We start from the raw sequence: 14,538 nt of genomic DNA, 5'->3' as shown, positions 1-14,538 counted from the left end.
TGCTGCGCGTGATTCGCCAGCGCTCTATGGATTCCCGCCTACGCGGGAACGACGCTTTTGGCTATTATCAAAGGAGTTCCCATGTATGTAGTCCGTCCGGTTGAACTTGCGGATATTGCAGCCCTTGAGGCGCTGGCCGCAGTGCCCATGCCGGGAGTGCATACCTTGCCCAAGACGCGCGAGAAAATCCTCGCCATGATCGAACTGTCGATCGCGTCGTTTGCTGCGCATGTCGACATCCCAAGCGAAGAAGCCTACCTGCTGGTGCTGGAGGCCGAAGATAAATCCATCGTCGGCACCGCCGCCATGTTCGCGGCGGCTGGTTCCAACGGCACCTACTTCTCGTTCCGCAACGACGTTATCCAGCAAGTCTCGCGTGACCTCAACATCAGCCACAGCGTGCACGCGTTGACGCTGTGCTCCGAGTTGACCGGCTACTCGCAACTGTCGTCGTTCTTCGTCGGTGAGCGTGAACACGGCACGCCGGAAGCCGCGCTGCTGTCGCGCGCCCGGTTGATGTTCGCCGTACTGGCGCCGCACCGCTTCGCCGACCGTTTCTTCGTACCGCTGGCCGGCGTGACCGATAGCGAAGGCGGTTCGCCATTCTGGGATGCACTGGGCCGCAAATTCTTCAAGATGGATTTCCTCGATGCCGAACGCACCATCGGCGGCGCCCGTAACCGCACGCTGATCGTCGAACTGATGCCGCACTATCCAGTCTACGTGCCGCTGCTGCCGGGCGATGCGCAAGCCGCGATGGGCCAGATCCATCCGTCGGGCGAACTGGCCTTCAACCTGCTGACCGCAGAAGGCTTCGAAGCCGACGACTACATCGACATCTTCGACGGCGGCCCGATTTTGCAGTCCCATAAAAATTCGCTGCGCACCTTCACCGGCGCGCTGCAACGCCGCGTCGCCACCTCGGTGGAAACGCCGGACCGTGGCCGCGAGCCGCAGCTGCGCTACGCCGTGTCGTCTGGTTCGGAGCACGACTTCCGTGCCGTGATCACGCACTGCCCATCGCTGGAATCGCAACTCAGCGTGGCACTGCCTGCAGAGGTGCAGGAAGCGCTCAACGTCGCTGAAGGCGATACCGTCATTTGCGTAAGAATTTAAGAGACCACCTATGCTAGTTGTACGCGCAATCCAAGCCGACGATCTCGACGCCCTGTATGTCATGGCCACGCAAGTGGGCAGCGGCATGACCACGCTCAAGCCGGACATGAAAATGATGGGCGACCGCCTGAACATCGCCGTCGCCTCGTTCGCCGAAACCATTCCGCCCGATGAACGCGACTACATGTTCGTCATGGAGGACACCGATACGGGCCGCCTGGCTGGCGTGTGCGCCATCAAAGGCTCGGTGGGTCTGACCGAACCGTTCTACAACTACCGCATCGGCACCCTGGTGCATTCCAGTCGCGAGCTGAATGTGTTCACCCGCATGGACACGCTGTACCTGTCGAACGATCTGACTGGCAGCACTGAACTGTGCTCGCTGTTCCTGCACCCGGACTACCGCACGGGCAACAACGGCAAGCTGCTGTCCAAGAGCCGCTTCCTGTTCATCGCGCAGTTCCCGCACCTGTTCACCGAAAAGCTGATCGCCGAAATGCGCGGCTACCAGGAAGAGGATGGCCGCTCGCCGTTCTACGAAGGCCTGGGCCGCCACTTCTTCAAGATGGACTTCGATCACGTTGATGCGCTGACCGCCGTCGGCAAGAAGTCCTTCATCGCCGAACTGATGCCGCGCCAGCCGCTGTATGTCGACTACCTGCCGCAGGATGCGCAGGACGTCATCGGCAAGGTCCACATGTCGACCGCGCCGGCGCGCCGCCTGCTGGAGCAGGAAGGCATGTACTTCGAAGGCTACGTCGATATCTTCGACGCTGGCCCGGTGCTGCAAGCCCGCGTGTCCGAACTGCGCGCCATGCGCGATAGCGCGCTGGCCGACATCGGCCCGACCACCGATTGGGATTCCGCCTGCGCGCCCGAGAGCGTACCGGCGGAACCGATGCTGGTGTCGAACACCACGCTGAAAGATTTCCGCATGATTTTGTCGCAATCGGTACCGGTCAACGGTGCTGTCGCTTTGCCGGAAGCGGAGCAGCAACTCCTGCATTGCAAAACCGGCGACACCGTGCGCACTTTGACTCTCAATCCGAGGAAGAACAATGGCTAACTCAGTAGCTAACATCAGTAATTTCATCAACGGCGAATGGCTGCACGGCAGCGGCGCAGAACTGGTCACCATCAACCCGGCCACCGGCCAGCAAACCTGGAGCAGCAACGAGTCCACCGCGCAGGACGTGGCGCAAGCGACGACCGCCGCACGCGCTGCATTCGAAGCATGGGCGCTGACCCCTCTGGCGGAACGCATTGCCGTCTGCACCCGCTTCCGCGACCTGCTCAAGCAGGAAGCCGAAGAGCTGGCGCTGCTGATCTCTGAGGAAGTGGGCAAGCCGCTGTGGGAAGCGCGCACCGAAGTCACCACCATGGCCAACAAGATCGATATCTCGGTACAAGCCCATGGCGCGCGCACCGGTGAGACCAGCAACAAGATCGCCGATGGCGACGCTGTGCTGCGTCACCGTCCACACGGCGTGTTCGGCGTGTTCGGTCCTTACAACTTCCCGGGCCACCTACCAAACGGCCATATCGTGCCTGCGCTGATCGCCGGTAACACCGTGGTGTTCAAGCCGAGCGAATACGCACCGCGCACCGCCGTCAAAACCGTGCAGCTGTGGGAGAAGGCCGGCCTGCCGCAAGGCGTGATCAATCTGGTCAACGGCGGCCGCGAAACCGGCATCGCGCTGGGCCAGAGCAAACTGCTGGACGGCGTGCTGTTCACCGGCAGCTGCCAGACCGGCACCGCGCTGCATAAACAATTCGGTGGCCAGCCGGGCAAGATGCTGGCGCTGGAAATGGGCGGTAACAATCCGCTGGTGATCTGGGACGCGAAAGAAGTTGATGCTGCCGTGTTCATGGCCGTGTCCTCGGCCTTCATCTCGGCCGGCCAGCGCTGCACCTGCGCGCGCCGTTTGATCCTGCCTGTTGGCGCAACTGGTGATGCTATCGTCGCCCGTCTGGTTGACGTGGCGAGCCGCCTGACCGTCGGCGGTCCGGCTGCCGAACCTGCGCCATTCATGGGCCCTGTGGTGTCGGCCACCGTTGCGAAACGCCTGGTGCAAGCGCAAGCTGATTTGGTCGCCAAGGGCGGCAAGCTGCTGCTGGAAATGAAACAGCTGGACGAGAAAACTGGCTTCGTCACCGCCGGCATCGTGGACGTCACCGACGCACACGGTATCCCGGACGAAGAGTGGTTCGGCCCACTGCTGCAAATCATCCGCGTGGCGGATTTCGACAGCGCCATCAAGGCTGCCAACAACACTGAATTCGGCCTCGCTTCTGGCCTGATCTCCAACGACGAAAATCTGTGGAAGATCTTCCAGGTGCGCGCTCGCGCGGGTATCGTCAACTGGAACCGTCCGACCACCGGTGCTGCAAGCAGCGCTCCGTTTGGTGGCGTGGGCCAGTCGGGCAATCACCGTCCTAGCGCCTACTACGCGGCAGACTACTGCGCCTACCCGGTTGCATCGATTGAAAATCCTGTCCTCGAAATGCCGGCGAAACTGTCGCCAGGCATGAACTTCTAAAAGGTAGCAGCAATGTCCGCACGCGAATTCAACTTCGACGGCCTGGTCGGCCCATCGCACAACTACGCTGGTCTGTCGTTCGGCAACGTGGCATCGTTCAACAACGTCAAGAGCGCATCCAATCCTAAACTGGCCGCGCTGCAAGGCCTCGCCAAGATGCGCGCGCTGGCGGCACGTGGCTTCGGCCAGGCGCTGCTGCCGCCGCAGGATCGTCCGAACTTCCGACTGCTGCGCAGCATCGGCTTCACCGGCACCGACGCAGAAGTGCTGGCGAAAGCAGCGAAAGAGTCGCCGGTGATTCTGGCGTGCGCGTATTCGGCCTCGCCGATGTGGACCGCGAATGCTGCGACGGTCAGTCCATCGGCCGACAGCACCGACGGCCGCCTGCACTTCACCGCTGCGAACCTGAACAACAAGCTGCATCGCGCGTTTGAGCACGTGCAGTCGGCGCGCGCACTGCGCGCCATCTTCAAGGACGAGAAGCACTTCGCCGTGCACGATGCGTTGCCGGGCACTCCAGCCTTTGGCGATGAAGGCGCGGCCAATCACACCCGCCTGTGCAAAGACCACGGCAGCGCCGGCGTCGAAATGTTCGTCTACGGCCGCACCGAGTTTGATGCCTCCGCATCGGCGCCGAAGAAATTCCCGGCACGCCAAACGCTGGAAGCTTCGCAAGCGGTAGCCCGCCTGCACGGCCTGTCGGCGGAACGCACGGTCTACATTCAACAAAATCCTGATGTTATCGATCAAGGCGTGTTCCACAACGACGTGATCGGGGTAGGTAACGCCAATGCCCTGTTCTACCACGAGCAGGCATTCGCCGATGAAGCAGGCGCGCTCGATCAGCTGCGCCGTGCGATGGCCGGCGTGGGTGCGGACCTGAACGCAATCCGCGTTGATACTGCCAAGGTGCCGGTGGCCGATGCCGTCGCCAGTTACCTGTTCAACAGCCAGCTGTTGAGCAAGTCCGATGGCAAGATGGCACTGGTGATTCCACAGGAATGCCAGGAAGTCGCTTCCGTCGCTGCGTACCTCGAAGGCCTGGTCGCCAGCGGCAGCGCAATCGATGAACTGATTCACTTTGACCTGCGCCAGTCGATGCGCAACGGTGGCGGCCCTGCGTGCCTGCGCCTGCGCGTGGCGCTGACCGACGCCGAAGCCGCAGCCATGCATCAAGGTGTGGTCATGAACGAGACGCTGTACCATACGCTGGTGGCGTGGGTAGAAAAACACTACCGCGACCGATTGGAGCCTGCCGATCTGGCGGACCCACAACTGGCAATTGAAGTGCATAATGCGCTGGAGGAGTTGAGCCGTATTCTGGGACTCCCCGGTTTGTACGATTAATACACGCCGCGCAGCCACAAGCCGGCGCGGCGTCTGCAACATAAGATACCTATAACGTATTGGAGAAGCACGATGAAACAAACGCCACAAGACCTGCGTAAACAAACGCTGGACCTGGTCAACGCAAACAAACCCGCCACCGAAGTCGCAGCGCTGATCAGCGCCTGGCTCGGGTCTCTCGATGATGAAGATTTGGCGGGCACCGCGCCCGATAGTCTGGCGCCGGTTTTGTGGGACGGTTTCACTCAAGCTTCCAAGCGCACCGGCAGCGGCGCGCAAATCGCCAAGCTGCGTTACGACGATGGCCGTGGCGGCAAGGCCACCGCGCTGCTGATCCTCAACGACGACGCGCCGTATCTGGTGGACTCCATCGTAATGGCGATGCGCAAACTGCGCGTCACCGCCAACGGCGTGCTGAATGCCGTGCTGCCAGTCGCGCGTAACGCCGATGGCGCTGTCACTAATGTCGGTCAAGCCGGCGACAAGCTGGAGTCCTACGTGCTGGTGCTGCTGTCGGAAGACCTGCCGGAAGCCGAAATCGGCATGCTGGTGGAGCGCATCGTGATGGTCTCGCGTGACGCCGCTGTAGTGCGCCGTGACGCCGCCGCCATGCGCGAACATTTCAGCCGCATCGGCGCCGAAGCCGCATCGCACAACGAAGAAGGCAAGGAAGTCGCCGCCTTCCTGGAATGGGCCAAGACCGATGGCTTCGAGCCGTTCGGTTACGCCTATTACGCCGTGAAGCCGGGCGTGCGTGAACTGGAGCGTGACATCCCTAGCCGCATCGGCGTGCTGCAAGATACTTCGCATCCGGTGTACGGCACCTGTCTCGCCAATATCCCTGGCGATTTCGATACGCTGTCCAAGCGCGGCCACACCCTGTCCATCGTCAAGGCCGACGTGGAAGGCACGCTGCACCGCGACCAGCAACTGGACTTCATCGGCATCCGCCACACCGACGCGCAAGGCGCCATCCTCGGTGAATACTGCTTCGTAGGCTTGTTCACCCGCGCTGCCGCCTCGACCCCGCTGAACCGCCTGCCGTTCGCGCGCGGCCGTGTAGCCAAGGTGCTGAGCATCGCCGGCGTGCGCCAGGAAGGCTTCCGCGCCGAGAAGTTCGTCGAGATCCTTGAATCGCTGCCGCGCACCGAAGCGCTGGAAGCGGACCCTGAATGGCTGGCCGAAGTCAGCGCCGCGGTGGTCTCGCTGTACAAGCAGCCACGCGCCAAAGTGTTTGCGCGCCGCGACGTGTATGCGCGTCACCTGAACGTATTGGTCTACCTGCCGCGTGAGCGTTACAGCGCAAGCGTCGCTTCCGCGTTGGCGAAGGCGCTGCAAGCCAGCGCCGGCGCGCAGCACGTCAGCTCGCAAACGCTGGTGGCAGACGGCCCGCTGGCTCGCGTCTACCTGATCGCCCACGGCGCGCGCTACCCGCTGGATCTGGAAACCGATATCCAGCAACCACTGCTGGCCGTGATGGACGGCTGGCATGACCAGTTCTCCGTACTGGCCGATGCAGTCACCGACGTGCCGCTGCGCGCCAGCATGCGCAAGATGTGCGCCACGCTGCCGCCGGATTATGTCGCTGCGACCACGCCATCGGCAGCCTTCCACGATCTGGGCGCTATCCTGCGCAACCCGGATCCAGCGCGCGTCAGCGTGCGCGTGGAAGCAGACAACGGCCACACCACTATTCGTTTGTACTCGGTAGACCGCGTACCATCGCTGTCGACCATCCTGCCTGCGCTGCATAACGCCGGCGTTGCCATCGACCGCGAACACGCACACTCGCTGCGCGTGAACGGTGAGCGTCACTTCGTCACCAGCCTGTCGGTGGATGCCGCCAGCGCGGCCAAGCTGGCGCAGTCGGAAACCGTGCCGGTGGCGGAAGAACTGTTCGCCGCTCTGTTCAACAATGAAGCGGAAGACGGCCGCCTGAATGGTCTCGTCGTTGAAGGTGGTCTGAGTGTGCGCGAAGTGCAGCTGGTGCGCGCCTACATGAGTTACTGGCGCCAGGCTAGCCCGCGCTTCTCGGTGCGCTACATGGCGGAAACGCTGCGCAAGCAACCGGTAATCGTGAAAGAGCTGGTGGACGTGTTCCTGCAGCGCTTCAATCCAGCGCTGCCAGAAGCTACCCGCGCCGCTGCGCTGGACAAGCTGGCCGATATCAAGAGCCGTCTGCCTGCCATCAACCACGCCGACAGCGAAGAAGTGCTGGGCGCAATGGCTACGCTGATCGGCGCGACCCTGCGTACCAACTACTTCCAAAACGCGCAGCAGGGCGACAAGATCATTTTCAAATTCGACACCAGCAACCTGGCGCTGGTGCCGGAGCCGCGTCCGTTCCGCGAGATCTTCGTATTCTCGCGCCGCTTCGAAGGCGTACACCTGCGCGGCGGCCCTGTCGCTCGCGGTGGCTTGCGCTGGTCGGACCGCATGGAAGACTACCGCACCGAAGTTCTCGGCCTAGTGAAAGCGCAAATGGTGAAGAACGCCGTTATCGTGCCGGCCGGCGCCAAAGGCGGCTTCGTTTGCAAGCAGATGCCGAAAGACGCCGTGCGCGAAACTATCGCGGCGGAAGGCGAAGCAGTGTATCGCCTGTTCATTTCCAGCCTGCTGGAAGTGACCGATAACCGCGTGCTGGGCAAGATCGTTGCACCGACTGACACCGTCTGCTACGACGGCGGCGATCCTTATCTGGTGGTGGCAGCCGACAAGGGCACCGCAACCTTCTCCGACATCGCCAACGGCATTGCGGTGCAGCGCGGCTTCTGGCTGGGTGATGCGTTTGCATCGGGCGGCTCGAATGGCTATGACCATAAGAAGATGGGCATTACCGCCAAGGGTGCGTTCGAAGCGGTCAAGCGCCACTTCTACGAAATGGATCACGACATTCACGCCACGCCAGTAACGATGGTCGGTGTGGGCGACATGTCGGGCGACGTGTTCGGTAACGGCGCGCTGCTGTCGCGCAAGCTTAAGATCGTGGCGGCGTTTGACCACCGTCACATCTTCCTCGATCCGAATCCGGACATGGAAGTCTCGTTCAAGGAACGCGAGCGCATGTTCGCGCTGCCGCGCTCCTCGTGGGAAGACTACAACAAGGAACTGATCTCGAAAGGTGGTGGCGTGTTCCCACGTAACGCGCGTTCGATTGAACTGTCGCCAGAGATTCGCGCCGTGCTGGATATCGAAGAAACCGCGCTGCCGCCGGAAGAACTGATGCACCGCATCCTGCTGGCGCCTGTGGATCTGTTCTACAACGGCGGTATCGGCACCTACATCAAGTCCTCGGCCGAGACCCACGCGCAAGTGAAGGATCGCGCCAACGACAACATCCGCGTCAATGGCAATGAGCTGCGCTGCAAAGTGGTTTCCGAAGGCGGTAACCTCGGCGCGACGCAAGCGGGCCGCATTGAATTCGCGCTGTCGGGTGGCCGCATCTTCACCGATGCGATCGATAACTCGGCTGGTGTGGATTGCTCGGACCACGAAGTGAACGCGAAGATGTGGCTGGACGTGGAAATGAACGCCGGCCAGTTGAGCGAAGCAGACCGCAATCGCATCCTGAACGACATGACGCTGGATATCGAACGCCTGGTCCTGCGCGACAACACGCTGCAAACCCAGTTGCTGGTGCGCGAGCTGCAAGCGCAAACCGACGCCGGTGTGCAGGACGGTTACGCCGCGCTGATCGCGTCGCTGGAAGAAGAGGGCGCGCTGTCGCGTGAACTGGAGCAGCTGCCATCGGTGGCCGAACTGGCACGCCGCAAGGCTGATGGCCGTGGCCTGACCACGCCGGAACTGGCGGTGGTCATCGCCAACGTGAAGAATCGTTACAAGCGCATCCTGTCGGCGCTGCCGCTGACGGATAACAGCTGGGCCGAGTCGGTGCTGAAGCCGTACTTCCCGGACCTGCTGGTGGCCACCCGTCCAGCGCTGGCACACCCGCTGGCCAACGCCATCCTCGCCACCGTGCTGGCGAATGAATCGGTGAACCGCTGCGGTCCGCTGATGCTGCGCCAACTGGCCGGTGAACATGGCGTCGATGAAGCAGAAGTGATCCTGGCGTGGGGCCAGGCATGGTCCGCGCTGAATCTGGCGCCGGTGTTCAACGCGCTGGATGCTGATGCGCTGAAAATACCGCGTGCCGTATCGATCAAGGTTGATGCGCACACCCGCGTGCTGCAGAAGGCTGTGATTGAAGGTGCGCTGTCGGTGCCTGCCGACCAGCTGCGCAACGGCGTGGCCGAGTTGACTCGCCTGTTCGCCAATCCAGAAACGCTGGCGCAGCTGACGCCTGCCAGTGGCCAGTCGGAAGCCGAACTGACTGCCGGCCTGCGCGTGGAGTTTGTGCGTGCGTGGATGGCGGTGGATGCGATTGAAGCTGTGGCGGCGTTTGTGTTCGCGGCGCTGTCGGTACAGCGTCCTGCAGGCATGGACTTGCCGGCCTTCCTGCAAGTTGGCTTGGCGCTGCGTGCGCAAGTCGGCATCGATACGCTGGAGCGCGGCCTGAAGCTGGCGGCGGTCAGCCGTTCGCAAGAACAGCTGCGCAGCTACGCACAGAACGCGCTGCGCCGCACGCAGCAACGCTTGCTGTCGCAAGTGCTGAAGCAAGCTACCGGCGACCACTCGGCGGCGGAGGCGGTGGAAGTCGTCGCCAACACGCTGGGCTTGTCGGGCTACGCTGCGGCGACGGATCTGGAACAAGCGATGCTGGACGTGTGGGCTTTGTCGGAGGCGGTCAACGCCAGCTCGACTGCATTGGCGGCGTAATACGATGAGTGATTCACCAGCAGCATTGCCGCAGCAGTTGCCGCCAGCCGTACGCGCGCTGGCGGAGGCGGACTTCAGCGCCGTCGCGCAGCGTTTCACGGCGGCCGGATTCACGGTCGCCGAGCCGGCGGACGGCATCATCACGATCAAGGCTGCTGGCGCTGCGCACGATGCGGCGCGGCCGGCGGTACTGGTCTCCGTTGGCGTACATGGCGACGAGACCGGCCCGATTGAAGTGGTGGCTTATCTGCTGGACGCTCTGTCACACCAGCCGCGCGAGCTGGCGGTGGACTTAATGCTGTGCGTTGGCAGCATCAGCGCCATCCGCGCCGGCAAGCGTTTCATCGATGCAGACCTGAACCGCATGTTCCGCGAACAGCGCGGCACGCTGGAAGGCACCGTGGAAGCCGCACGCGCCGACGTGATGATCTCGGCCACCACTGACTTCTTCAAGGACGCAGGCCCGGTGCGCTGGCACCTCGATCTGCACACCGCAATCCGCCCATCGGTCTACCCAACCTTCGCCATCGTGTCGGAGCTGATTCCCGACCAGGCGCGTGGCGCATTGATTGATTGGCTGGGCCTCGCTGGCATTGGCGCGATCATCATGAATCCTGCGTCGGTGGGTACTTATAGCTACTACTCGTCCGAGCATCACGCTGCGGCGGGGACCACGATTGAACTGGGACGCATTGGCACGCTGGGGCAGAACGACCTGGCGCAGTTCAAGGATGCATCGCAAGCGCTGGATGATTTGCTGCGCGGTGCACCGCAGCGCGCAGGTACGCAGCGGCCGCACATCTTCAACACTGCGCGCCAGATCATCAAGTTGAGCGACCAGTTCAAAATGGCCTTTGGCAAAGAGACGCACAACTTCACGGCCATGAAGCAAGGGGAGGAAATCGCGCGCGATGGCGATACGGTTTATACCGTGCAGTTTCCGGAAGAGTTGGTGGTATTCCCGAATCCTGATGTGCGTGTTGGCTTGCGTGCGGGCTTGATGGTGGTGCGCGTCGGCTGATCGGTTTTGATCTTTACCCGCCTTTACACTTGGTGGGCTCATAGATACATGGATTCTTTCGTTAATAGGAGCAGCATTGTCCTTAACCACGGAGTAAGAGCCATGACCACTGCAATCAGCAGCACTACCAGCACCACCGCAACCTCGTTCGATCCATCGAAACACGCAGCACGTCTCGCGTCCAAAGTCTTCAGTGACATGGATACCGATTCCGATGGTTCGGTCACCAAAGACGAATTTGTCAAAGGCCTTGAATCTAAAGGCGTCTCGGCCGACGACGCGACCAAGCAGTACAACGCAATCGACAAACAGGGTACCGGTTCGATTACCAAAGATGATTTGGAAAGCGCCATCAAGAGCGGCGACTTCAAACCGCCACGCCCACAAGGCGGAGCCGCTGGCGCCGGCGGCGCGCAGGGCGGCGGTGCACCGCAAGGTGGCGGCAGCAGTGGCGCCAGCGCAGTGAGCTCCAGCAGCTCAAGCAAGACCTACGCAGCTGCCGACAAAAACGAAGACGGCACCGTCACCGAGCAAGAGCAGCTAGTCTACGACCGTGCTCAAGCCGCCAAATCCGCCGCCACCAGCAGCACCTCCAGCCTCGGCAACAATATCGACGCTTTGGCCTGATTCAACTCTTTGCGCGGCCCGTTTGATTTCGCGCGCTATCGGATTCCAGTGGGAGCTTTGTCAAGTAGTGCGTAAACATGGATGCTTTAGCTTTTTCACTCTCTGATGGATTGATCATCCTCAATTGTGCGCTTGTGCTCGCTTGAATTTTTTCAGCATCAGCCTATCGTGGAGCGACACAAGTAGAGGAGGTATCATGGCTATGACAACTTTTGCGACTGACGGGACGATTAAGCTGCCGCGCTCCATACAGAAAGCACTTGGCCTCAAGTATGGCGATCGTATTGAGCTTTTGAAGTATGAGGAAGGTCAAGTCTTAATGATAGTCAAGAATCGATCAATTACTGAACTCAAGGGCATATTGTCTAAGTATGACCTGGACTGTTCTGTTGAAGATTTGTTGGAAATCGCTGCGAAGCGGGCAGTAAGGGCCAATAAATGATTGGACTGGATACCAACGTGTTGCTCAGGTATTTCATGCAAGACGATATCCGTCAATCAGCTAAGGCGGGGAGGCTAATAAATTCACTTTCACGAACCGAGCAAGGATTTGTCAGTCTCGTTGTAGTTGCCGAACTTGTTTGGGCTTTGAGCTATGGCTTTCAGCTCGACCGAGGTGAGCTCCACGCCGTACTGGTTCAGCTCGTGAATATGCCGGAGTTGAAAGTGGAAAAAACTGCGCAGGTCTTGCAGGCTCTTCGGCAGTTTAAAGTGTCGTCGGTGGATTTGGCGGACTGCCTGATTATCGGCATCGCAAAGAATGCCGGCTGCTCGCGCACTGCGACGTTTGACCGCAAGGCAGCCAGGCTGCCAGGCGCGTTCTATATCGGTTAGCCGCGAACGATCAGCGCGGTGAGGGTGATAGCCAAGCCGAGCAGCATCACTGCCGCGCCGGTGACGGCGGCGGGATGGAAGCGGCGAGAGACGGTGGGGATTTTTTTGATCGGCATGGCTGGGCTCCTTCTTGGCTATAGGTAACACTTGCCTCAAGAGTAACCTGCGCCTAGTTTCCAATCTATACATGGTGCTGTATCAAAAGTAAGCACTTGTAACGCGACGGCAGTTGGGGTTGCATTTCTGGCACAAAATACCTGTAGGGGCGTGGCACGGAAAGCCCTATAATCGCTGTGTTTTTGCCCGAACATCCATATCCCACAAGGAACTGCCTGTGAACCAAACGCTGGTCCAGAAACTGACCCGTACCAAGCCGGTCGACAATAAAAACACCGAACAAGCTTCAAGCAGCAGCAACGGCCTGCACCGCTCCATTGGCCTGTTTCCCCTGACGATGATTGGCGTCGGCGCCACCATCGGCACCGGTATTTTCTTCACGATGGTGGAGGCCGTTCCGAAGGCTGGCCCGTCCGTGATCCTGTCGTTCCTGATCGCTGCCATCACCGCCGGTTTGACCGCGCTGTGCTACGCCGAATTATCGTTCCGCATTCCAGCTTCCGGTTCCTCGTATTCGTTCGCTTACGCCACCGTCGGCGAGTTCCTGGCCTTCATCATGGCCGCCTGCTTGCTGCTGGAGTACGGCTTGGCCGCCAGCGCCACCGCGATTGGCTGGTCTGATTATTTGAATAACTTCCTTAACAACGCCTTCGGCTGGCACATCCCCGAGCTGTTGCGCTCGCCGATGATTGTGTCCACTGCGCACGGCATCGAGATCCACGCCGGCCACATGAATCTGCCGCCGGTGATCCTGGTCTGCCTGTGCTGCCTGCTGTTGATCCGCGGCGCCAAAGAGTCGGCCACCACCAACGCCATCATGGTGCTGATTAAACTGGCGATCCTGATTTTCTTCGTGGTGATCGCGTTCAGCGGATTTGATATAAACAATTTCCATCCTTTCTTCAGCCCGGACGGCGGCACCCACATCACCGGCATGGCCGGTGTGACGGCTGCTGCGGCCACTGTGTTCTTTTCCTTCATCGGCCTGGACACTGTGGCCACCGCCGGTGAAGAAGTGCGCAATCCAACCCGCAACGTGCCGATCGGTATCTTGTCGGCGCTGGGCATCGTGACGGTGTTCTACATGCTGGTGGCGGTGGCAGCGATGGGTGCGCAGCCGGCGGCAAAATTCGCTGGCCAGGAAGCCGGCCTTGCCGTGATCCTGCAAAACGTCACCGGCCAGACCTGGCCTGCGCTGGTACTGGCAGCAGGCGCCGTGATTTCGGTGTTCTCGGTGACGCTGGTGACCATCTACGGCCAGACCCGCATCCTGTACGCGATTTCCAAGGATGGCCTGATTTCGCCTGCCTTCCGCAAGGTTAGCCCGCGCACTGGTTCGCCGGTGCAGAACACGCTGATCGTGTGCGTCGTGGTCGGCTTGGTGGCCGGCTTCGTGGATGCGACTTTCCTTTGGGATATGGTCAGCATGGGTACGCTGACGGCGTTTATCGTGGTGTCGCTGGCGGTGCCGGTGATGCGCCGCAAAGAGGGCGTGTCGGCGGTGAAGGGCTTCCGCGTGCCGGGCGGTCCTTACTTCGTGCCGGGCCTGAGTATTGCGGCTTGCTTATATCTGATGTTCGGTTTGTCGATGACGACTTACACCGTGTTCGTGATCTGGATGAGTGCGGCGATTCTGACCTACTTCTTCTACGGTCTGCGTAACTCGCGCCTGAACTAACAGCATCAACATTAAAAAAGCCCCGGCCGCGCTTGCGCGTGCCGGGGCTTTTTGCCGTTTTGCTCAGTAACTTGGCAGCTTACTCTGCTTTGGTTTCTGGTTTGCCGCCGAGGTAGAGGCGCAGCACCAGGCCGGACAGGGCGATTGCAGCAGGCAGGTTTTCGATGATGGTCAGCATAGTGTTCTCCTAAAAGTAGATTCGACGATTCGATTAACCGCGGGAAGCGAAGTAACGCAGTTCGGCGGACAGGCTAGGCGAGTGCAGTTCGCAGTCATTCGCCAGGCTGTTGAGCCACCAGATGGTTTCTTCTTTGTTGCGCTGCGACACAACCGGCTGTACAGCGAACACAGCGGCGAACAGTTGACGCGCGGCGGTAGCAATATTGGCGAAGTAGCCAGTCTCAGCAAAGGTGTTGTAGGTCGTTGCGCTCATCAGAAGCTCCATAAATATTCGTTTGATGCGTTGCAGTATGCGCCTGCTT

11 protein-coding genes are annotated in these 14,538 nt (G+C 60.7%); 10 read left to right on the top strand and 1 reads right to left on the bottom strand.

The features are described 5' to 3' along the window. Positions 1-81: 81 nt before the first annotated feature. From GTP46_RS13455 to GTP46_RS13410, 10 genes are all read left to right on the top strand, one after another. Entirely contained in the window at positions 82-1,116 is a 1,035-nt protein-coding gene (locus tag GTP46_RS13455) for an arginine N-succinyltransferase (protein ID WP_161007142.1), read from the top strand. A 10-nt stretch (positions 1,117-1,126) separates the two neighbouring features. Beyond that, positions 1,127-2,182 (top strand): arginine N-succinyltransferase, encoded by a 1,056-nt coding sequence (gene astA / locus GTP46_RS13450; RefSeq protein WP_161007141.1) that lies wholly within the window; start codon positions 1,127-1,129, stop codon positions 2,180-2,182. After that, positions 2,175-3,656, top strand: coding sequence for a succinylglutamate-semialdehyde dehydrogenase (gene astD, locus GTP46_RS13445; RefSeq protein ID WP_161007140.1), 1,482 nt, complete (start codon positions 2,175-2,177; stop codon positions 3,654-3,656). The genes astA and astD overlap by 8 nt, the downstream gene beginning before the upstream one ends. A 12-nt stretch (positions 3,657-3,668) precedes the next feature. Further along, positions 3,669-5,003 (top strand): N-succinylarginine dihydrolase, encoded by a 1,335-nt coding sequence (gene astB, locus GTP46_RS13440; protein WP_161007139.1) that lies wholly within the window; start codon positions 3,669-3,671, stop codon positions 5,001-5,003. A 72-nt stretch (positions 5,004-5,075) separates the two neighbouring features. After that, positions 5,076-9,779, top strand: a complete 4,704-nt coding sequence (locus GTP46_RS13435) for an NAD-glutamate dehydrogenase domain-containing protein (RefSeq protein ID WP_161007138.1) — start codon at positions 5,076-5,078, stop codon at positions 9,777-9,779. A gap of 4 nt (positions 9,780-9,783) precedes the next feature. Further along, positions 9,784-10,800, top strand: a complete 1,017-nt coding sequence (locus GTP46_RS13430) for a succinylglutamate desuccinylase (protein WP_161007137.1) — start codon at positions 9,784-9,786, stop codon at positions 10,798-10,800. A 102-nt stretch (positions 10,801-10,902) separates the two neighbouring features. Continuing rightward, positions 10,903-11,427 (top strand): EF-hand domain-containing protein, encoded by a 525-nt coding sequence (locus GTP46_RS13425; protein WP_161007136.1) that lies wholly within the window; start codon positions 10,903-10,905, stop codon positions 11,425-11,427. Positions 11,428-11,623: 196 nt separating this feature from the next. Next, positions 11,624-11,869: an AbrB/MazE/SpoVT family DNA-binding domain-containing protein gene (locus GTP46_RS13420; protein ID WP_161007135.1), complete on the top strand. Its 246-nt coding sequence runs from the start codon at positions 11,624-11,626 to the stop codon at positions 11,867-11,869. Continuing rightward, positions 11,866-12,261 carry a type II toxin-antitoxin system VapC family toxin gene (locus GTP46_RS13415; protein ID WP_161007134.1) on the top strand — a complete coding sequence of 132 codons (396 nt, stop codon included), beginning with the start codon at positions 11,866-11,868 and terminating at the stop codon, positions 12,259-12,261. The genes GTP46_RS13420 and GTP46_RS13415 overlap by 4 nt, the downstream gene beginning before the upstream one ends. Before the next feature lie 334 nt (positions 12,262-12,595). After that, complete coding sequence (locus tag GTP46_RS13410) at positions 12,596-14,056, top strand: APC family permease (RefSeq protein ID WP_161007133.1); 1,461 nt, start codon at positions 12,596-12,598, stop codon at positions 14,054-14,056. Between the two features lie 211 nt (positions 14,057-14,267). Here GTP46_RS13410 and GTP46_RS13405 read toward each other — a convergent pair whose 3' ends face one another. Then, positions 14,268-14,489 (bottom strand): hypothetical protein, encoded by a 222-nt coding sequence (locus GTP46_RS13405; protein ID WP_161007132.1) that lies wholly within the window; start codon positions 14,487-14,489, stop codon positions 14,268-14,270. Between the last annotated feature and the right edge of the window lie 49 nt (positions 14,490-14,538).

It is taken from the genome of Duganella flavida (assembly GCF_009857445.1).
GTDB lineage: Bacteria > Pseudomonadota > Gammaproteobacteria > Burkholderiales > Burkholderiaceae_D > Rugamonas > Rugamonas flavida.
This window is presented reverse-complemented; position numbering and strand designations above follow the sequence as displayed.

Excerpts from the sequence above, each read along its gene's own strand:
- astD (WP_161007140.1), top strand. The coding sequence starts at position 2,175 with ATGGCTAACTCAGTAGCTAACATCAGTAATTTCATCAACGGCGAATGG.
- GTP46_RS13405 (WP_161007132.1), bottom strand. The coding sequence starts at position 14,489 with ATGAGCGCAACGACCTACAACACCTTTGCTGAGACTGGCTACTTCGCC.
- GTP46_RS13415 (WP_161007134.1), top strand. The coding sequence starts at position 11,866 with ATGATTGGACTGGATACCAACGTGTTGCTCAGGTATTTCATGCAAGAC.
- GTP46_RS13420 (WP_161007135.1), top strand. The coding sequence starts at position 11,624 with ATGGCTATGACAACTTTTGCGACTGACGGGACGATTAAGCTGCCGCGC.
- GTP46_RS13455 (WP_161007142.1), top strand. The coding sequence starts at position 82 with ATGTATGTAGTCCGTCCGGTTGAACTTGCGGATATTGCAGCCCTTGAG.
- GTP46_RS13425 (WP_161007136.1), top strand. The coding sequence starts at position 10,903 with ATGACCACTGCAATCAGCAGCACTACCAGCACCACCGCAACCTCGTTC.
- GTP46_RS13430 (WP_161007137.1), top strand. The coding sequence starts at position 9,784 with ATGAGTGATTCACCAGCAGCATTGCCGCAGCAGTTGCCGCCAGCCGTA.
- GTP46_RS13435 (WP_161007138.1), top strand. The coding sequence starts at position 5,076 with ATGAAACAAACGCCACAAGACCTGCGTAAACAAACGCTGGACCTGGTC.
- astA (WP_161007141.1), top strand. The coding sequence starts at position 1,127 with ATGCTAGTTGTACGCGCAATCCAAGCCGACGATCTCGACGCCCTGTAT.
- astB (WP_161007139.1), top strand. The coding sequence starts at position 3,669 with ATGTCCGCACGCGAATTCAACTTCGACGGCCTGGTCGGCCCATCGCAC.